This window comes from Cronobacter sp. EKM101R (genome assembly GCF_963888145.1).
GTDB lineage: Bacteria > Pseudomonadota > Gammaproteobacteria > Enterobacterales > Enterobacteriaceae > Cronobacter > Cronobacter turicensis.
The window spans coordinates 213,938-233,313 of the sequence record NZ_CAWPHW010000033.1 but is presented as its reverse complement, the minus strand read 5'-3'; the positions used below and the strand labels follow the sequence as shown (position 1 = coordinate 233,313).

Here is a 19,376-nt window from a genome sequence, read left to right as displayed (position 1 = left end):
AAACGAATTTTAGTGAAGCGTAGGCTTTTTCACTTCCGGCGCGGTTGGTGACTGGCGCGTAAAGGTGTCGTGGCAGAGCAGCGCCGCGACGCGCACATACTCGATGATCTCCTCAAGCGACATCTCCAGCTCTTCCTGATCTTCGCCTTCGTCATAGCCGAGCTGAGCGATGTTGCGCAGATCGTCGATGGCTTCGCCGGTTTCGCCAGTGATTTTGTCGAGCTTCGGCTGCGTCACGCCGAGGCCCAGCAGGAAATGGTTCACCCAGCCTGCCAGCGCGTCAGCGCGGTCAAAGACCGACACGTCGTCGCCGTCCGGTAGCCAGAGCTGGAACATAAAACCGTCATCCTCCAGCGTATCGCTGGTGGCGGCGTGCAGCTGACGCAGCGCCTGAGCGAGTTGCTGGCCGAACGCCAGTCCCTCGTTGGTCAGGTCGTGCAGCAGCGGTTGCCAGCTGCTGTCATGATTGCCGCCGCACAGGATTCCACTGATAAGGCCGTGCATTTCTGCGGGGGTCAGGCCCACGCCTTGCTGATTGAGCAACTGGCCGACCTCGTCGTAACCAGGCATTTCGTTCTGTATAGACATGCGCATTCGTCGTCGTTGGGAGGAGGAGTTCGTGTTATGCTACCACTTCGTGCCCTGGTGATACCAGAAAAGGGCTTGTGTCTTCATATCAGGGTAGCTATAGTGTCGCCCCTTCGCAGCCCCGGCGCGAATGGTTGGCGAGTCAACAGCAGGAAAGTGGAATGTCTGCACAACCAGTCGATATCCAAATTTTTGGCCGTTCACTACGGGTGAATTGCCCGCCTGAACAGCGAGATGCACTGAATCAGGCTGCGGACGAGCTGAATCAACGGTTGCAAGATCTGAAAGTTCGCACTAGAGTCACCAATACTGAGCAGTTAGTTTTCATCGCAGCATTAAACATCTGTTATGAGCTGGCTCAGGAAAAAGTGAAAACCCGTGACTACGCGGCCAACATGGAACAGCGTATCCGGATGCTCCAGCAGACCATTGAACAAGCATTACTTGAGCAAGGTCGCATAAGCGAAAGAGCGGAGCCAAAGTTTGAATAACGCTTCAGGGTTTACTATGGTAGAGTGACCGTGAAGTAAAAAATTTCTCTGAGATGTTCGCAAGCGGGCCAGTCCCCTGAGCCGATATTTCAAAAAAACAGAATGTGACGCTCCACGGTTGGTGAGCATGCTCGGTTCGTCCGAGAAGCCTGAAAACCGTGACGACGCATTCACCTTGAACCACGGGTTCAAGGGTTACAGCCTGCGGCGGCATCTCGGAGATTCCCCCTTCTTCTACTACCATGACACAACGTCCCGTTACTTCAGACCTTCGTCAGCAAATCCGTAAAGAAATCCGCGATAAGCGCCGTGCGCTGACGGCCGACCAACAGGCGCATTTCGCCGAACAGGCCGCTGCGCGTATGCTGGGCTTCGCCCCGGTGGTGGAAGCGAAAAGCGTCGCGGTGTTTCTCTCTTTTGATGGCGAGCTCGATACCCGCCCGCTGATTGAAGGTTTATGGCGCGCCGGAAAACAGGTTTGCCTGCCCGTGCTTCACCCTTTTAGCCCCGGCAATTTGCTGTTTCTGCGTTATCTTCCGGACAGCCTGCTCGCCACGAATCGTCTGAAAATCCTTGAGCCTGCGCTGGATGTGCGCCATGTGCTGCCTTTAGACCGCCTCGACGTGCTGATAACCCCGCTGGTCGCGTTTGACCGCGCAGGACAGCGCCTCGGCATGGGCGGCGGCTTTTACGATCGCACCCTGCAAAACTGGCGCGCGCACGGATTCTTGCCGGTCGGCTACGCGCACGATTGTCAGCAGGTGAAAAGCCTCCCGGTGCAGGAGTGGGATATTCCGCTGCCCGCGTTGGTGACGCCGACGAAAACCTGGCGCTGGTGAAATAAAAAACCGGGTCGCTTATGCTAACCCGGTTCAAAATGCGTTTCAGCAGGCCGGATAAATTGCCGGCCTTATAACATCAGTAAAGCAGGCGCGCGCGGATCGTACCCTGAATCGCCTTCATGCTTTGCAGCGCGTTGTACGCGATATCTTCCGGCGCATCCACATCAATCACCACATAACCCATCTGCGGCGTAGTTTGCAGATACTGCGCCGCGATGTTAATGCCCTGCTCGGCGAAAATCTGGTTGATGGCGGTCAGCACGCCAGGACGGTTTTCGTGGATGTGCAGCAGACGGCTGACGCTGCCGCCGTGCAGCGGCAGAGAAACTTCCGGGAAATTGACCGCCGAAAGCGTCGAGCCGTTGTCGGAGTATTTCGCGAGTTTGCCCGCCACTTCCAGACCGATATTTTCCTGCGCTTCCTGGGTTGAACCGCCGATGTGCGGCGTCAGGATCACGTTATCGAACTCGCATAGCGGCGAATTAAACGGATCGCTGTTGGTCGCAGGCTCAACCGGGAAGACGTCAATCGCGGCGCCCGCCAGATGTTTGCTGGAAAGCGCGTCGCACAGCGCCGGGATATCCACCACCGTACCGCGTGCGGCGTTGATAAGCAGCGCGCCGGGCTTCATCAGCGCCAGCTCTTCCGCGCCAATCATGTTTTTGGTCGAGGCGTTTTCCGGCACGTGCAGGCTTACCACATCGCTCATGTTAAGCAGATCGGAGAGATGCTGGACCTGGGTGGCGTTGCCGAGCGGCAGCTTGCTTTCGATATCGTAGAAAAACACGTTCATCCCGAGCGATTCCGCGAGGATACCGAGCTGGGTGCCGATATGGCCGTAGCCGATAATGCCCAGTTTCTTACCGCGCGCTTCAAACGAGCCTGTCGCCAGTTTATTCCAGATGCCGCGATGCGCTTTGGCGTTCGCTTCCGGAATGCCGCGCAGCAGCAGCAGCAATTCACCGATGACCAGCTCGGCCACTGAGCGAGTGTTGGAGAATGGCGCGTTAAAGACCGGAATGCCGCGCTTCGCCGCCGCGTTCAGATCCACCTGGTTGGTGCCGATGCAGAAGCAGCCGACCGCGACCAGTTTTTCCGCCGCGGCAAAAATCTCTTCAGTCAGATGAGTACGGGATCGCAGGCCGATAAAGTGCGCATCGCGGATGGACGCTTTCAGCTGTTCGCTGTCGAGCGCGCCCTTGTGGTATTCAATGTTGGTATAACCTGCAGCGCGCAGATTATCGATGGCTTTCTGGTGAACCCCTTCCACCAGCAAGAATTTAATTTTGTCTTTCTCCAGCGATACTTTTGCCATTTCCCGACCCTGTCTTGTCTGAACTGTTATGAAGCTGAAATAAGCCAGCCTTCTGCCAACATATCAAAATTTGCGTTTCCGGCAATATGAACGTTTGCGTCGCGACGTTGAAGAAACATCACGCAGAGATAAAAGGCAGGAGAAAATGTTGCATGGCAGAAATATGACGGAAGGATTAACAGGATGGAAACAAAAATGTGAGAGATGTCACCAAATTTAAGGCGGGGGAATTTTTTTAACCGCAGGGGCGCCGAAGCGCCCCGGTCAGATCATTTTACGATGGTTTTCACGCCGTCGGCGGTGCCGATGAGCGCCACATCCGCGCCGCGGTTCGCAAACAGCCCAACGGTGACAACGCCCGGAATGCCGTTGATGGCGTTCTCCAGCGCAATCGGATCCAGAATGGCCATACCGTAGACATCGAGAATCACGTTGCCGTTATCGGTCACCACGCCCTGACGGTATTCCGGACGCCCGCCGAGCTTCACCAGCTGACGCGCGACCGCGCTGCGGGCCATCGGGATAACCTCCACCGGCAGCGGGAAATTGCCGAGCACATCCACCTGCTTGGACGCATCCGCGATACAGATGAACTTTTTCGCCACCGACGCGATGATTTTCTCGCGGGTCAGCGCCGCGCCGCCGCCTTTGATCATCTGCATCTGGCCGTTGATCTCATCAGCGCCATCCACATAGATGCCGAGAGAATCCACTTCGTTAAGATCGAAAACGGTGATGCCTAAGCTTTTGAGCTTCGCGGTGGAGGCGTCAGAGCTGGAAACCGCGCCTTCAATCTCGTTTTTCATGGTGCCCAGCGCGTCGATAAAATGCGCGGCGGTGGAGCCCGTGCCTACGCCGACAATCGTGCCCGGCTCGACATACTGAAGCGCGGCCCAGCCGACGGCTTTTTTAAGTTCATCCTGCGTCATGAGAATTTTGCCTGTGGTGTAAAAACGGTGACGCATTATAAAACAACCCGTCACGCAATGGGCGAGTCATTCTGCGGCACAGCTCCGATGTTTGCGTTTGGGTCTGTATCCGGTGCAAATTTATGTCATAGTGCGAAACATAACGAGACAGGGAGCACACCACAGAGATGAAACGCCCGGACTACAGAACACTACAGGCGCTGGATGCGGTGATAAGAGAGCGCGGGTTTGAGCGCGCCGCACAAAAGCTGTGTATTACGCAGTCCGCCGTATCGCAACGTATTAAACAGCTGGAAAATACGTTCGGTCAGCCGCTGCTGGTGCGTACGGTGCCGCCTCGACCCACCGAGCAGGGGCAAAAGTTGCTGGCCCTGCTGCGCCAGGTCGAGCTGCTGGAAGAAGAGTGGCTGGGCGATGAGCAGACCGGCTCGACGCCTCTGCTGCTGTCGCTCGCGGTTAACGCCGACAGTCTCGCGACCTGGCTGCTGCCCGCGCTGGCGCCCGTGCTGGCGGATTCGCCGGTACGCCTCAATTTGCAGGTCGAAGATGAAACCCGCACTCAGGAGCGGCTGCGCCGCGGCGAAGTGGTGGGCGCGGTGAGTATTCAGCCTCAGGCGCTGCCGAGCTGTCTTGTCGATCAACTGGGCGCGCTGGACTATCTTTTCGTCGCCTCGAAACCCTTTGCCGATCGCTACTTCCCGAACGGCGTAACGCGCGCGTCGCTCCTGAAAGCGCCCGCTGTCGCGTTCGACCACCTGGATGATATGCATCAGGCGTTTTTACAGCAGAATTTCGATCTACCGCCGGGCAGCGTGCCCTGCCACATCGTTAACTCGTCGGAAGCCTTCGTACAGCTGGCCCGCCAGGGCACGACCTGCTGTATGATCCCGCATCTGCAGATTGAAAAAGAGCTGCAAAGCGGCGAGCTTATCGACCTGACGCCCGGGCTTTACCAGCGCAGGATGCTCTTCTGGCACCGCTTCGCGCCGGAGAGCCGTATGATGCGCAAAGTCACCGACGCGCTGCTGGATTACGGGCGCAAGGTACTGCGTCAGGATTAAAAAACCCGCCAGGTGGCGGGTTTTTCGTTTACTGCTGCTGTGACGGCGCGTTGGTCGCCGCAGGCGCGGTCCCCGGGTTCGCCGTACCGTTCTGGTTCGTTGTTCCGTTCTGCGCCTGAGAAGGCTGGAGTTCAAACACCACATCCACCTGATCGTCAAACTGGATAGTCTGCTGATCGTAGGTGTCCTGCGCGGAAGCTGGCGCCGCCGCCTCGGCTTTCATCATGCGCATCATCGGGGTCGGCTGGTAGTTAGAAACGTGGTAGCGCACGCTGTAAACCGGACCAAGCTTGCTGTTAAAGCCGCTCGCCAGCTGTTGCGCCTGACGCACCGCGTCGTCGATAGCCGCTTTGCGCGCTTTATCTTTATATTCATCCGGATGCGCCACGCCCAGGGAAACCGAGCGGATTTCATTGAGGCCCGCTTTCAGCGCGCCATCCAGCAGCTCGTTCAGTTTATCGAGCTTGCGCAACGTCACGTCGACGGTGCGTACCGCGCGATACCCCTTCAGCTGGGTTTTACCATCCTTGAGATACTCATATTCCGGCTGGGTGCGCAGGTTGGCGGCATTCACGTCTTTTTTCTCGACGCCGTTGTTCTGCAGGTAGGTCAGGTACTGCGCCACGCGCTCGTCCGCCTGTTTTTTCGCGGATGCCGCGTCTTTCGCGGAGACGTTGACCTCAATAGATAGCGTCGCGATATCCGGTACCGCATCCACGCTCGCCGTGCCGGAGGTGACAATATGCGGGCCGTTGGGCAGTTCATTCGCCTGAACGGACGTCGCGCCAAAACCAATCATTGCCGCAAGGGCCATCACTTTAAACTTCACTGTTCTTCCTCCATGCTGCGTGCAAGTAAAACCGCCCGCCAGAGAGAGTCGGGCATCTGCCTGCAAGCTTAGCGGCTCAATGCCGAATGTCCATCAGAGAAGGCTTAGAGGCCGAGCGCGGACAGATGATGTATCCCTTCGCGCGCCAGCTGGAAGGCGATAATCCACATGACCAGCCCCACCAGCAGATTAATCGTCCGTTGCGTTCTTGCGGTGCGAAGACGCGGCGCAAGCCAGGCGGCAAGCAGCGCAAGGCTGAAAAACCAGATAACCGACGCGCTGATGGTGCCGAGCGCAAAGGCGCGTTTCGGGATAGCGTCAAGCTGCCCGCCAAGGCTGCCGAGCACCACAAAGGTGTCGAGATAAACATGCGGATTAAGCCAGGTCACCGCGAGCATCGTGGCGATAAGACGCAGCCTGCCCTGTTTGAGAATTTCCGCTGATGCCAGCTCCGGGTTGCCCGCCAGCGCGGTTTTCAGCGCCCCGAAACCGTACCACAGCAAAAACGCCACCCCACCCCACGTCACCAGCGCCAGCAGCCAGGGCGACTGCATCAGGATAGCGCTGCCGCCGAAAATTCCGGCGCAGATTAATACGATATCGCTCAACGCGCAGAGCGAGGCGATCATCAGATGATACTGGCGGCGAATGCCTTGGTTGAGCACAAAAGCGTTTTGCGGGCCAAGCGGTAAAATCATCGCCGCTCCCAGGGCAAGTCCCTGAAAATAAAAACTTAACACGTTGCGTTCCCGAAGAGTTGTCATCACAGGCGCTCAGTGTAAGGGCTGCCATTCATTAGCAAAAACGAATATTTTTAATCACCAATAAGAATTGCTAATAAGGAAGAATAAAAAAACGGCCTGCACAGGCAGACCGTTTTAGGCGTTACTGGCCGTCGGCCGGTTTTTCCTTTGGCGCGTCAGGCTGCGTAATAATGGCAGACCGCGGCGGTTGCGGCTGCGCCTTCTCTTCAGCCGCGTTGCTGACCGGCTTGTAATGCACATCCATCTGCGGGTAAGGAATACCGATGCCGTTGGCGTCCAGCGTTTTCTTGATGCGCGCCAGCACGTCCCAGTAAACTTCCTGCAGATCGCTGCTCTTACTCCAGGCGCGGATCACGAAGTTCACGGACGACGCGCCCAGTTCGTTCATGCGCACGGTCATTTCACGATCTTTCAGGATACGGTCTTCGGACTGAATAATCTCCGTCAGCAACGCGCGCACTTTATCGATATCCGCATCGTAAGAGACGCCGATGATAAATTCGTTACGGCGCACCGGTTCGCGCGAGAAGTTGATAATGTTGCCCGCGATGATTTTCCCGTTCGGCACCACGACAATACGGCCATCCGGCGTGCGCAGCGTGGTGGAGAAGATCTGGACATGTAGCACGGAACCGGCGACGCCGCCGAGATCAACATATTCGCCGGCGCGGAACGGACGGAAAGTGACCAGCAGTACGCCTGCCGCGAGGTTTGAGAGCGACCCCTGCAGAGCCAGACCGACGGCCAGACCGGCGGCACCGAGTACCGCGATGACGGACGCCGTCTGCACGCCGACGCGGCCCAGCGCGGCAATCAGCGTAAAGGCGATGATCCCGTAGCGCACCAGGGCTGAGAGGAAATCGGCCACGGTGGCGTCGATATGGCGGGCGATCATGACGCGGTTTAGCGCATTGGAGATGGCGCGCGCCACAATCATCCCGACGATAATGATGGCGATGGCCGCCACAATATTGACGGCATAGCTGATAAGCAGCGCCTGGTTACGCACCAGCCAGCCGCCGGCGTTATTGATGCTGTCTATTACGTGTAAATCATCCATTCGACATCCTTTCCCCTGGTCGGGTGATTAATAAACTGCCCGGTTTATGGCAGCGCCAGTTGTTAAAGGGTAAACAAAACCCCGCCGCTCTGCCAGTCGACCACCCGCGAATCAGATTCCGGTATGTTGCTATTCCCAAAAAGAAAAGCCCACCAAAAGGTGGGCTTTTTCAGGCGATACTGTAAAAAAGCTTACAGTACGTCTACCGCGTTCAGCTCTTTGAACGCCTGCTCCAGACGAGTCACCATGCTCGCCTGCGCAGCGCGCAGCCATACGCGCGGATCGTAGTATTTCTTGTTCGGCTGATCTTCGCCTTTCGGGTTGCCCAGCTGACCCTGCAGGTAAGCTTCGTTTTCTTTGTAGTACTTCAGGATACCTTCCCAGGTTGCCCACTGGGTGTCGGTATCGATGTTCATTTTGATAACGCCATAGCTGACGGAATCTTTGATTTCCTGAGCGGAAGAACCGGAACCGCCGTGGAACACGAAGTTCAGGCTGTTGTGCGGCAGGTTATGTTTCTTACAAACATATTCCTGAGAGTCGCGCAGGATGGTCGGGGTCAGTTTCACGTTACCCGGCTTGTAAACGCCGTGTACGTTACCGAAGGACGCCGCGATGGTGAAACGGTGGCTGATCGCGTTCAGTTTGGTGTACGCGTAGTCAACGTCTTCCGGCTGGGTGTAGAGTGCGGAAGCGTCCATATGGCTGTTGTCCACGCCATCCTCTTCACCGCCGGTGCAGCCCAGTTCGATTTCCAGAGTCATGCCCATTTTGGACATGCGCTCCAGGTATTTGGAGCAGATTTCGATGTTCTCTTCCAGAGACTCTTCAGACAGGTCGATCATGTGAGAAGAGAACAGCGGTTTGCCGGTAGCGGCAAAGTGTTTTTCACCGGCGTCCAGCAGACCGTCGATCCACGGCAGCAGTTTCTTCGCGCAGTGGTCGGTATGCAGAATAACCGGCACGCCGTAGTGTTCAGCCATCTGGTGAACGTGATGCGCGCCGGAGATAGCGCCCAGAATGGCTGCCTGCTGGCCTTCGCCTTTGAAGCCTTTGCCTGCGATAAACGCGGCGCCGCCGTTAGAGAACTGAACGATAACCGGCGCTTTTACTTTCGCAGCGGTTTCCAGAACGGCGTTAATGGAATCGGTACCCACGCAGTTAACTGCCGGCAGCGCAAAGTTGTTCTCTTTAGCTACCTGGAATACTTTCTGTACGTCGTCGCCAGTGATGACGCCCGGTTTTACGAAATCAAAAATTTTAGACATATTAACGTTGTCCTGTATGTGTATCTTCGACCGTTGGAAAGGGTAAGCGAGCTGTCAGGCGCGCTGAAAAACAGGCGGGATGCCCCGCCTGCTTACATTATTTCTTCGCGCGCTCTTCGAGCATCGCAACTGCCGGCAGAACTTTGCCTTCCACGAATTCGAGGAATGCGCCGCCGCCAGTGGAGATGTAGGAGATTTTGTCGGCGATGCCGAACATATCGATAGCCGCCAGGGTGTCGCCGCCGCCTGCGATGGAGAACGCGTCGCTTTCTGCGATTGCGCGAGCCACGATTTCGGTGCCTTTACGGAAGTTCGGGAACTCGAACACGCCCACCGGGCCGTTCCACAGAATCGTTTTGGCGTTTTTCAGGATTTCAGCCAGTTTCTCAGCGGAAACGTCGCCCATATCCAGAATCTGCTCTTCATCTTTGATGTCAGTAACAGATTTCAGGGTAGCCGGCGCGGTTTCAGAGAACTCGGTCGCTACGCGAACGTCAGTCGGGACCGGGATATCGCAAGTCGTCAGCAGACGTTTCGCTTCATCAACCAGATCGGCTTCGTACAGGGATTTACCAACGTTGTGGCCCTGGGCTGCAACGAAGGTGTTGGCGATGCCGCCGCCGACGATCAGCTGGTCAGCGATTTTAGACAGGGAATCCAGTACGGTCAGTTTGGTAGAGACTTTTGAACCACCGACGATAGCGACCATCGGGCGAGCCGGCTCTTTCAGCGCTTTACCCAGCGCGTCCAGTTCTTCTGCCAGCAGCGGGCCTGCGCACGCCACGTCAGCGAATTTCGCGACGCCATGGGTGGAAGCCTGCGCGCGGTGCGCGGTGCCAAACGCGTCCATGACAAACACGTCGCACAGAGAAGCGTATTTTTTCGCCAGCGTCTCGTCGTCTTTCTTTTCGCCTTTGTTAAAGCGAACGTTTTCCAGCACCACCAGCTCGCCTTCAGCCACTTCGACGCCGTCGAGGTAGTCTTTCGCCAAGCGAACCGGCGAGTTCAGTTTGTCTTTCAGGTAGTTAACTACCGGCAGCAGAGAGAATTCTTCGTTGTATTCGCCTTCGGTCGGGCGGCCCAGGTGGGACGTCACCATCACTTTAGCGCCCTGTTTCAGAGCCAGTTCGATGGTCGGCAGGGAGGCGCGGATACGCGCGTCAGAGGTGACTTTCCCCTCTTTTACCGGAACGTTGAGATCGGCGCGGATCAGAACGCGTTTACCTGCCAGATCCAGATCGGTCATCTTAATTACAGACATGGTGAATCCTCTCGTTGATTCTTAAAGTTTTGCAGACCCCATACACCGTGGCCTAAAAGCCGTAATGCATGAAATCTTACCTGAAACCAATAGCTGCCATCGCTAACGTGGTGTCGAGCATCCGGTTAGCGAAGCCCCATTCGTTATCGCACCAGACCAGTGTTTTAATCAGGTGCGCACCACTCACCCGTGTCTGGGTGCCGTCTACAATGGCGCTGTGCGGATCGTGGTTAAAATCTGTTGAGACCAACGGTAATTCCGTATAGTCAACTATACCATGAAATGCACCCTGTGCCGCTTTTTGCAGCAACAGGTTGACTTCATGGGCTTTTACCGGTTTCTGTACCGTCACGCTTAAATCAATGGCCGTCACGTTAATGGTAGGCACGCGTACTGCAATTGCCTCAAAGCGATCATGAAATTTAGGAAAAATACGCGTTATACCCGCGGCAAGCTTGGTATCGACCGGAATGATGGACTGACTGGCCGCGCGCGTGCGCCGCAGGTCCGGATGATAGGCGTCGATAACCTGTTGATCGTGCATGGCGGAATGGATAGTCGTCACGGTGCCGGATTCAATTCCGAACGCGTCGTCCATCAGCTTGATAATGGGGATAATGCAGTTGGTGGTGCAGGAGGCGTTAGACACAATGCGATGCTCAGCGCGCAGTGCCGCTTCATTGACGCCATACACAACGGTAGCGTCGAGATCGTTGCCGCCTGGATGTGAGAACAGGACTTTGCGCGCGCCCGCTTCCAGATGGGCGACGCCATCGGCGCGGCTGCCGTAAACGCCGGTGCAGTCGAGCACCATGTCTACATCCAGCGCTTTCCAGGGCAGTGCGACAATATCGCGCTCATGCAGCAGACGAATGACATCATTGCCAACCCAGAGCTGCTCGCCTTCCTGACGGACATCCCATGCGAAGCGGCCGTGGCTGGTGTCATATTTCAGCAAATGCGCCATGCCCGCGGCGTCGGCCAGCTCATTGATGGCGACCACACTGATTTCCGCGCGACGGCCGGACTCATACAACGCACGAACTACGTTGCGCCCGATGCGACCGAAGCCATTAATCGCTACGCGTAAGGTCATATATCTCCTGCCAGAATCCCGGATGTGAAGAGGCTGACAGAGTAATGCAGCCATCTTCGAAGGGGAATCCTCGCCCGTCACAAACTACAACCGTTTGATGAATTGTCGAACAATCAGCCGACTGAAACGCTTCAGCAAGAATAAGCGAATCATGGAATAAAAGGAATGATTCCGCGGCGAAATGACACTAACTTCTGACCTGCGTCACATTTTTTCTGGAATAAATTCCACCATTGCACGAGCTGTGATGAATAACGGCTGCATAAATCCCGTCAGGCAGGCCATTATCGACGTTACGCGCCTGCCGCCGCGCTCTACAATGGGGGCGACTCCACAGTAACAAAGGGACAGTGATGGCGTATCCAGAAGAGTACGAAAACGGTGCCGGCCTGGCTCCTTTGCGGGCGCGCTTTCGCGGCTGCCTGCTTGGCGGCGCGGTGGGCGACGCGCTCGGCGCCCCGGTGGAATTTTTAAGCCGGGCGGAAATCACCGCACGCTATGGTGCGCAGGGCATCACGGATTACGAGCGCGCCTGGGGCGGCGCCGGGAAAATCACGGACGATACGCAGATGACGCTCTTTACCGCCGAAGGCCTGCTGCGGGCCTGGATGCGTGCGGCGATGCGCGGCATCGGCCCGTCATTTACCTCCGTGACCGCGCATGCTTATCTGCGCTGGCTGCTGACGCAGGGCGAACGCAACCGCCACGGTCTGCTTGATACCACTGAGCTTTCCGGCTGGCTTATCCGGCATAAGGCGCTGTTCCATGCCCGCGCGCCGGGCAACACCTGCCTCACGGCGCTGCGCGAGATGCGCGCCTGCGGCGAACCGGCCCGAAATAACAGCAAGGGCTGCGGCGGCGTCATGCGCGTGGCCCCGGTGGGGCTTTTTTACGTGCAATACCCGGGCGGTGATGTATTAAAAGCGGCGTTCGACACGGGCTGCCAGCTCGCCGCGCTGACGCACGGTCACCCGACGGGCGCTCTTACCGGCGGCGTGCTGGCGGCGCTGGTCTTACAACTCGTTCAGGGGGCATCCCTTCACGCCGCGCTGGCGCGTTCTCTGGATTTACTGAAAAGCGCGCCCGATCGCGATGAAACAGAACGCGCGCTGGAGCATGCGCGCTTACTCGCCGCTTCGCCGCTTGCCCCGCAGGAGGCGATCCAGAAACTGGGTGAAGGCTGGGTCGCCGAAGAGGCGCTCGCCATCGCCCTTTATTGCGCGCTGCGCGCCCGCTCGTTTGAAGAAGGCGTGCTGATGGCGGTCAATCACGACGGCGATTCCGACTCCACCGGCGCGATCGCCGGTCACCTTCTCGGGGCGATACACGGGGTGGCGGCCATACCGCAAACGTGGCGGGCGCGGCTTGAGCTTAACGCCGTGATTCAGGAGATGGCGGACGACTTGCTGGACTACCGCGACTGGCCAATATCAGACTATGACAACTCACCGTTTGCCATCGCGATGCGTGAGAAATATCCGGGCGACTGAGCCCAAAAAAAACGGGAGGCGCATGGCCTCCCGTTCGTTTTATTACGCGTGATGTGCGGTTACAGCAGCGCTTTCGCCTTGCTGACCACGTTATCCACGGTAAAGCCGAACTCTTCAAACAGCTGCTCTGCCGGGGCGGATTCGCCGAACGTGGTCATGCCCACGATAGCGCCGTTCAGGCCAACATATTTGAACCAGTAGTCGGCGATGCCAGCTTCGATAGCCACGCGCGCGCTGACAGCTTTCGGCAGCACGGCTTCGCGGTAAGCGGCATCCTGTTTGTCAAAGACGTCGGTAGACGGCATGGAAACGACACGCGCTTTCACGCCTTCCGCAGCCAGTTTATCGGCGGCGGCGACAGCCAGTTCAACTTCAGAGCCGGTGGCGATGAAGATGATCTGCGGCTGACCGTCGCAGTCTTTCAGGATGTAGGCGCCGCGGGCGATATCCGCCAGCTGCTGCTCGCTACGTTCCTGCTGCGCCAGGTTCTGACGAGAGAAAATCAGCGCCGTCGGGCCATCATGGCGCTCGACCGCGTATTTCCACGCGACTGCTGATTCCACCTGGTCGCACGGACGCCATGTGCTCATGTTCGGGGTCACGCGCAGCGCCGCCAGCTGTTCAACCGGCTGGTGGGTCGGGCCGTCTTCGCCAAGACCGATAGAGTCGTGGGTATAAACCATCACCTGACGCTGTTTCATCAGCGCGGCCATACGCACCGCGTTGCGGGCATATTCCACAAACATCAGGAAGGTCGAGGTGTACGGCAGGAAACCGCCGTGCAGCGCGATGCCGTTCGCGATAGCGGTCATGCCGAACTCGCGCACGCCGTAGTGAATGTAGTTGCCTGCGGCATCTTCATTAATCGCTTTAGAGCCAGACCAGATGGTCAGGTTGCTCGGCGCGAGATCCGCAGAGCCGCCCAGGAATTCCGGCAGCAGTTTGCCGAAGGCTTCAATGGCGTTTTGAGACGCTTTGCGGCTGGCGATTTTCGCCGGGTTCGCCTGCAGGTTCGCGATGAATTCCTGCGCTTTCGCGGCGAAATCCGCTGGCATTTCGCCTTTCATACGGCGGGTAAATTCAGCGGCTTCCTGCGGGAATGCTTTCGAGTAGGCGGCGAATTTTTCGTTCCAGGCGCTTTCTTTCACCTGGCCCATCTCTTTGGCATCCCACTGCGCGTAGATTTCTTGCGGGATCACAAACGGCTCATATTTCCAGCCCAGCTGTTCGCGGGTGGCGGCCACTTCGGCTTCGCCCAGCGGCGCGCCGTGGGAATCATGGGTGCCTGCTTTGTTCGGCGAGCCAAAACCGATAACGGTTTTGCACATCAGCAGAGACGGTTTGTCGGTGACTGCGCGCGCTTCTTCAATCGCGCGTTTGATGGCGTCGGCGTCATGACCGTCCACGCCGCGCACCACGTGCCAGCCGTAAGCTTCAAAGCGTTTTGCGGTATCGTCAGTGAACCAGCCTTCAACGTGGCCGTCGATGGAGATGCCGTTGTCGTCGTAGAACGCCACCAGCTTGCCGAGGCCCAGCGTGCCTGCCAGCGAGCAAACTTCGTGGGAGATGCCTTCCATCATGCAGCCGTCACCCAGGAAGGTGTAGGTGTAGTGGTCGACAATGTCATGCCCTGGGCGGTTGAACTGCGCCGCCAGCGTGCGCTCTGCGATAGCCATACCCACAGCGTTCGCAATCCCCTGCCCCAGCGGACCGGTGGTAGTTTCCACGCCCGGCGTATAACCGACTTCCGGGTGACCCGGCGTTCTGGAATGCAGCTGACGGAAGTTTTTCAGTTCTTCTATCGGCAGATCGTAACCGGTGAGGTGCAGGAGGCTGTAAATCAGCATGGAGCCGTGACCATTGGACAGCACGAAGCGGTCGCGGTCGGCCCAGGACGGGTTCTGCGGGTTATGGTTCAGGAAATCACGCCACAGGACTTCGGCAATGTCAGCCATGCCCATCGGGGCACCCGGATGGCCGGATTTGGCTTTTTGTACTGCGTCCATGCTGAGCGCACGAATAGCATTGGCAAGCTCTTTACGAGAGGACATTTTGACTCCAGATCGGATAGTTGAAGGCCACGCCTTGTTAACGGCTTGACTACTACGCGTTATGGGCTACGCCCGAAAAATTGTCCCACAATGTAACCCAAGCGGCTGGGCATGTACATGGAGCATCCTTTTGTCCGCTAAGAAATCTCTGGAAGCCGCTCGCAGTTTGCGCAACCCGCTCGCCGGACGTGCGCAAACCTCTTTATACTTAGCCGCACGTCAACGAAGCCGCGTTGCGGCGACAACAATGAAAACCTCAATGGAGCGTGGAAGCATAACGATGAAAATGCGCGCGATAGTACTGAGCGTGACCGCGGCAGCCCTGCTGAGCGGTTGCCAAAACATGAATTCCAACGGCCTGCTGAGCTCAGGCGCCGAAGCATTCCAGGCCTACACCTTAAGCGACGCGCAGGTTAAAGCGCTGAGCGACGAAGCCTGTAAGTCGCAGGACAGCAAAGCGAAAATCGCCCCTGCGAACAGCCAGTATACGCAGCGCCTGAACAAAATCGCCGCGGCGCTCGGCGATAACATCAACGGCCAGCCGGTGAACTACAAGGTGTATGAAGAGAAGGACGTTAACGCCTTCGCGATGGCCAACGGCTGCATCCGCGTTTACAGCGGGCTGATGGATATGATGAGCGATAACGAAGTGGAAGCGGTGATTGGCCATGAAATGGGCCACGTCGCGCTGGGCCACGTGAAACGCGGAATGCAGGTGGCGCTTGGCACCAACGCCGTGCGTGGCGCGGCCGCTTCCGCTGGCGGTATCGTCGGCAGCCTGTCGCAGTCCGATTTAGGGGAGCTTGGCGAAAAACTGGTTAACGCGCAGTTCTCGCAGCGTCAGGAATCCGAAGCGGATGACTACTCCTACGATCTGCTGCGTAAACGCGGCATCAACCCATCTGGCCTTGCCACCAGCTTTGAGAAACTGGCGAAGCTTGAGAAAGGCCGTCAAAGCTCCATGTTTGACGATCACCCGGCCTCTGAAGCGCGCGCGCAGCATATTCGCGATCGCATGAAAGCCGATGGCATTAAATAAACGTAGCCAGTAATAAAAAATGCCGGACAGGGCTTCACCTTGTCCGGCATTTTGAGTTCCGCCGTCAGGCCCGGTAAGCATCGCACTACCGGGCCGCGCGCAAATTACTCGCCTTTTTTCGCGGCCTGGATGTAGAGCATTTCCAGCGCCAGCGTCGCCGCCGCCAGCGCGGTGATGTCCGACTGGTCGTAAGCCGGCGCCACTTCCACAATATCCATACCGACGATATTCAGGTCCTGAATGCCGCGCAGCAGCTTCAGCGCGCGATCGGAGGTCAGGCCGCCAATCACCGGCGTACCGGTGCCCGGTGCGAATGCCGGATCCAGGCAATCGATATCAAACGTCAGATACACCGGCATATCGCCGACAATCTGTTTCACCTGCGCGACCACGTCGTCAACGGTGCGGTCGTTCACCTGCGGCGCGTCCAGCACGGTAAAGCCGTTATCTTTGTCAAACTCGGTACGGATGCCTATCTGCACAGAGCGGGTCGGATCGATGAGGCCTTCGTTCGGCGCGGTGTAGAACATGGTGCCGTGGTCAAATTCACAGCCGTTCGCGTAGGTGTCGGTATGCGCGTCGAAATGCACCAGCGCCATTTTGCCGAAGTGCTTCGCGTGGGCGCGCAGCAGCGGCAGCGTCACGAAGTGGTCGCCGCCGAAAGAGAGCATACGCTTACCGGCCGCCAGCAGTCGTTCTGCGTGAGCCTGCAGCTTCTCGCTCATCTCGCGGGCATCGCCGAACGCGTAAACCAGATCGCCGCAGTCCACGACGTTCAGGCGTTTACGCATATCGAAGTTCCACGGGAAGCGGCTGCCTTCCCACGCGAGGTTGGTGGACACCTGGCGGATAGCGGCAGGTCCGAAGCGGCTGCCTGCGCGGCCGGAGGTCGCCATGTCGAACGGAATACCGGTGATCACCCACTCGGCGTCGCTGTCATACGGCATGAAATTCAACGGCAGGCGTAAAAAACCAAAGGCGTTGGAAACCAGGGAGTTGTCGTACTGATGGCCTAAGGTGTTCATGAATCTGACCTCTTATTGAAGGTTGAGATGTGAGATAAAAAAAATCCCCTCCGCGTCGTTAAACCCGACGAGGAAGGGATGGATTCGTGTACAGCTTGTTGGCGCGGATTATCGCCGTAATTCCACTCGTGTTCAATAGCATACCGAGCAGTATAGAACACGTTCGATTAGCCTTCCCGTTACAGGAACATAACGGGAAGCCGCATAAAGCGTGGAGCCGCTCGTTACAGGCCTTTCTCCTTTAGCCGTTCCAGATGTTCGGTATAGAGATCAACCGTATTCAGAGTGTTGGTTCTTATTCCCGCAAGCTGATTGATGGCATCCAGATGATCCATTGAGTAATCCGAGCGAATGACTTTACCCAGATGGGAACTGTACCGTCCGACCAGACCGTCATTTTGCCCGGCTTCCTTAACAAAAATTTTCGCACTGAGCTTCATAAACCTGTGCAGCGGATCGAGTTCATTCAGGCCTTGCTCCAGGAGACCATCTTTAATAATGCCACTCCAGGAATAGTAATAAATGCCGTTAACGATTTCAGCGCCCTCGCCTCCCCAGACTTCGGGCAATGCCTGCGGATATTTGGCGTTAAACGCCTGCACCCCCTCGGTGGTCAGCGCATCCAGCGCCGCTACCGCATCTTCGGGCTCGAAAGGATGCCCACTGACAAACGCAACGGCTTTCTCAAAGGCTTCAAAAGCCAGGGCGATCGCCCCCTCCGCGCAGCTTCCTGGTTCAAGCACTGCGCGTAAGGCGTCCGCCACTTCAGAGCCGTGATTGACGCCGTTGACCGACGTAACGGAGGCGATACTCTCAGGATAATGCGCGGCGACATACCGGCAATCCAGCGCGCCCTGGCTATGCCCGATAAGATTGACTTTATCTTTACGCGTCCTGCGTTTGACATCTTTAATAAAATCCCAAAGCTGACCACCTCTGACTTCATCAGAATTAAGCGCGGACAGTGACACCGTAAAGACATCAGCCCCTTTACGTTTCATTGCCTCTTTAACGCCGAAGAAATAGGGATAACCGAGAATATCATCAAAGCCCATTAAACCATGCACCAGCACGACGGGATATTTCACACACATATTATATTCCTTTACAGTATCGATAATAGATTGCCTTGTGCAATCCATGATGATGTTACCGATGAAATCAGCCGTGATTGCCTATAAAGGAACGCCACACTGGGCGTTTTATAAACTTTTCCTTCATCCACAATTAAAGTAAAAAAGCCTGTGACTGGCCCTTAGACATTGCCATTAACAGAGGGCGATTTTCTTATCTCGTCAGGATAAAGAAGGAGAAGTAATGAGTTTTTTATTATCAAGGAAAATGAAGTGCTTTATTATGGTCATGGAAGAGGGGTGCATAAACGCAGCCGCAGACAAACTCTTTATCACTCGCTCTCCGCTTAGCAAAACAATTAATGAGATAGAGGAACTGTTTCACACCAGACTGTTTGAAAGAAAATATAATGAATTAATACCCACCAGCACAGCCACTCAATTTTATAACGCGATTAAACCCCTCTATGACTCGCTTGAGTCTATTGAACAGCGGTTTCTGGCACGCGGCAACGCAAGGACGTTTGAAATTGTCTTCGATATCTCTGTCCCCTGTTGTTTTTATAAATATCTGGTGTACACCCTACAAACGGAAAACATTCACTTTACCCCTTCGCGTACGCTCGTGACGCAGGATATCCTGGAAAGGCTAAACCATAGCGAAAGAGTCATTATTTTCTCAATGAGAGATTTAAACGTCAGCAGCAATATTACCAAATACTGTCTTAAAGAGGATGTGCTGGAATTACTTATGGCGTCGTCAGTGACCCAGGAAAACTTAAACGATATCGACTTCATGCGAACATTGCCACTTTTCATCCGGCCGAACGATTATATAAAGGAGATCAAAACACGCATTACTGGCGCGCTAAACATGATGCTTCCCTATATTTTCTATCAGGAAGTTGATTTTGATCTGACCACAACCATTTACTCCGTCATTCATAAAAAAGGCATGCTACTGCTGCCTGCAAGAATTGCTGCGCTGTACGCATCGCCGGGATTATCCAGAGTGAGAGTCAAAGGAGTGACTTATAAAAACATTATGCTCTGTAATGCACATTTAAAAAATAGCAGCGAGATAACTAAAATCAGGAAAATGATCCGGGATGCTTACTGAGAAATCACATTCGCCGGGAACGTAATGCATTAAAAAGGCTACCTGTCTTTCGACAGGTAGCCTGAGGTAGCTTA

The 19,376-nt window shown here is 56.2% G+C and carries 18 protein-coding genes and 1 other RNA gene; 7 read left to right on the top strand and 12 right to left on the bottom strand.

Annotated features, from left to right (window positions below):
- Window positions 1-9 precede the first annotated feature (9 nt).
- Window positions 10-588 (bottom strand): YecA/YgfB family protein, encoded by a 579-nt coding sequence (locus tag AACV31_RS16260; protein WP_007701424.1) that lies wholly within the window; start codon window positions 586-588, stop codon window positions 10-12.
- A gap of 161 nt (window positions 589-749) precedes the next feature.
- Between AACV31_RS16260 and zapA the strand changes: the two genes are divergently transcribed.
- The 3 genes from zapA to AACV31_RS16245 all read left to right on the top strand — a co-directional run bounded on the left by zapA (window position 750) and on the right by AACV31_RS16245 (window position 1,918).
- Window positions 750-1,079 carry a cell division protein ZapA gene (gene zapA, locus AACV31_RS16255; RefSeq protein WP_004385658.1) on the top strand — a complete coding sequence of 110 codons (330 nt, stop codon included), beginning with the start codon at window positions 750-752 and terminating at the stop codon, window positions 1,077-1,079.
- A gap of 42 nt (window positions 1,080-1,121) precedes the next feature.
- Window positions 1,122-1,305: non-coding RNA, 6S RNA (gene ssrS, locus AACV31_RS16250), on the top strand.
- A gap of 16 nt (window positions 1,306-1,321) precedes the next feature.
- Window positions 1,322-1,918 carry a 5-formyltetrahydrofolate cyclo-ligase gene (locus AACV31_RS16245; protein ID WP_165155405.1) on the top strand — a complete coding sequence of 199 codons (597 nt, stop codon included), beginning with the start codon at window positions 1,322-1,324 and terminating at the stop codon, window positions 1,916-1,918.
- Window positions 1,919-1,997: 79 nt separating this feature from the next.
- Here the strand turns inward: AACV31_RS16245 and serA are convergent, their stop codons facing one another.
- Window positions 1,998-3,236 carry a phosphoglycerate dehydrogenase gene (gene serA / locus AACV31_RS16240; RefSeq protein ID WP_075197996.1) on the bottom strand — a complete coding sequence of 413 codons (1,239 nt, stop codon included), beginning with the start codon at window positions 3,234-3,236 and terminating at the stop codon, window positions 1,998-2,000.
- Between the two features lie 269 nt (window positions 3,237-3,505).
- Complete coding sequence (gene rpiA / locus AACV31_RS16235; RefSeq protein ID WP_032807511.1) at window positions 3,506-4,165, bottom strand: ribose-5-phosphate isomerase RpiA; 660 nt, start codon at window positions 4,163-4,165, stop codon at window positions 3,506-3,508.
- Window positions 4,166-4,332: 167 nt separating this feature from the next.
- On the opposite strand from rpiA, the gene argP reads away from it, so the two are divergent.
- Window positions 4,333-5,226 carry a DNA-binding transcriptional regulator ArgP gene (gene argP / locus AACV31_RS16230; protein WP_007701437.1) on the top strand — a complete coding sequence of 298 codons (894 nt, stop codon included), beginning with the start codon at window positions 4,333-4,335 and terminating at the stop codon, window positions 5,224-5,226.
- 28 nt (window positions 5,227-5,254) lie between these two features.
- On the opposite strand, the gene AACV31_RS16225 is transcribed toward argP, so the two are convergent.
- From AACV31_RS16225 to epd, 6 genes are all read right to left on the bottom strand, one after another.
- Window positions 5,255-6,055, bottom strand: a complete 801-nt coding sequence (locus AACV31_RS16225) for an oxidative stress defense protein (RefSeq protein WP_007763939.1) — start codon at window positions 6,053-6,055, stop codon at window positions 5,255-5,257.
- A gap of 104 nt (window positions 6,056-6,159) precedes the next feature.
- A complete protein-coding gene (gene argO, locus AACV31_RS16220; RefSeq protein WP_165155407.1) occupies window positions 6,160-6,795 on the bottom strand; it encodes an arginine exporter ArgO in 636 nt (211 codons plus the stop codon).
- A gap of 145 nt (window positions 6,796-6,940) precedes the next feature.
- A complete protein-coding gene (locus AACV31_RS16215; protein WP_165155408.1) occupies window positions 6,941-7,879 on the bottom strand; it encodes a small-conductance mechanosensitive channel MscS in 939 nt (312 codons plus the stop codon).
- A gap of 191 nt (window positions 7,880-8,070) precedes the next feature.
- Window positions 8,071-9,147 carry a class II fructose-bisphosphate aldolase gene (fbaA, locus tag AACV31_RS16210; protein WP_007763951.1) on the bottom strand — a complete coding sequence of 359 codons (1,077 nt, stop codon included), beginning with the start codon at window positions 9,145-9,147 and terminating at the stop codon, window positions 8,071-8,073.
- A 97-nt stretch (window positions 9,148-9,244) separates the two neighbouring features.
- A complete protein-coding gene (gene pgk, locus AACV31_RS16205) occupies window positions 9,245-10,408 on the bottom strand; it encodes a phosphoglycerate kinase (RefSeq protein WP_075197999.1) in 1,164 nt (387 codons plus the stop codon).
- Between the two features lie 76 nt (window positions 10,409-10,484).
- Entirely contained in the window at window positions 10,485-11,504 is a 1,020-nt protein-coding gene (epd, locus tag AACV31_RS16200) for an erythrose-4-phosphate dehydrogenase (protein WP_165155410.1), read from the bottom strand.
- Window positions 11,505-11,857: 353 nt separating this feature from the next.
- On the opposite strand from epd, the gene AACV31_RS16195 reads away from it, so the two are divergent.
- Complete coding sequence (locus tag AACV31_RS16195; protein ID WP_165155411.1) at window positions 11,858-12,994, top strand: ADP-ribosylglycohydrolase family protein; 1,137 nt, start codon at window positions 11,858-11,860, stop codon at window positions 12,992-12,994.
- A gap of 59 nt (window positions 12,995-13,053) precedes the next feature.
- Here the strand turns inward: AACV31_RS16195 and tkt are convergent, their stop codons facing one another.
- The gene (gene tkt / locus AACV31_RS16190) at window positions 13,054-15,045 is read right to left on the bottom strand and encodes a transketolase (protein ID WP_165155413.1); all 1,992 of its coding nucleotides are present in this window, start codon (window positions 15,043-15,045) and stop codon (window positions 13,054-13,056) included.
- 280 nt (window positions 15,046-15,325) lie between these two features.
- On the opposite strand from tkt, the gene AACV31_RS16185 reads away from it, so the two are divergent.
- On the top strand, window positions 15,326-16,084 hold the full coding sequence (locus AACV31_RS16185) for a M48 family metallopeptidase (protein ID WP_105582404.1): 759 nt from the start codon (window positions 15,326-15,328) through the stop codon (window positions 16,082-16,084).
- Between the two features lie 104 nt (window positions 16,085-16,188).
- Here AACV31_RS16185 and speB read toward each other — a convergent pair whose 3' ends face one another.
- Window positions 16,189-17,109, bottom strand: coding sequence for an agmatinase (gene speB / locus AACV31_RS16180; RefSeq protein WP_165155414.1), 921 nt, complete (start codon window positions 17,107-17,109; stop codon window positions 16,189-16,191).
- Between the two features lie 224 nt (window positions 17,110-17,333).
- A complete protein-coding gene (locus AACV31_RS16175; RefSeq protein WP_165155416.1) occupies window positions 17,334-18,203 on the bottom strand; it encodes an esterase/lipase family protein in 870 nt (289 codons plus the stop codon).
- A gap of 223 nt (window positions 18,204-18,426) precedes the next feature.
- Here AACV31_RS16175 and AACV31_RS16170 point away from each other — a divergent pair, with 223 nt between their 5' ends.
- Entirely contained in the window at window positions 18,427-19,302 is an 876-nt protein-coding gene (locus tag AACV31_RS16170; protein ID WP_165155417.1) for a LysR family transcriptional regulator, read from the top strand.
- Window positions 19,303-19,376 lie beyond the last annotated feature (74 nt).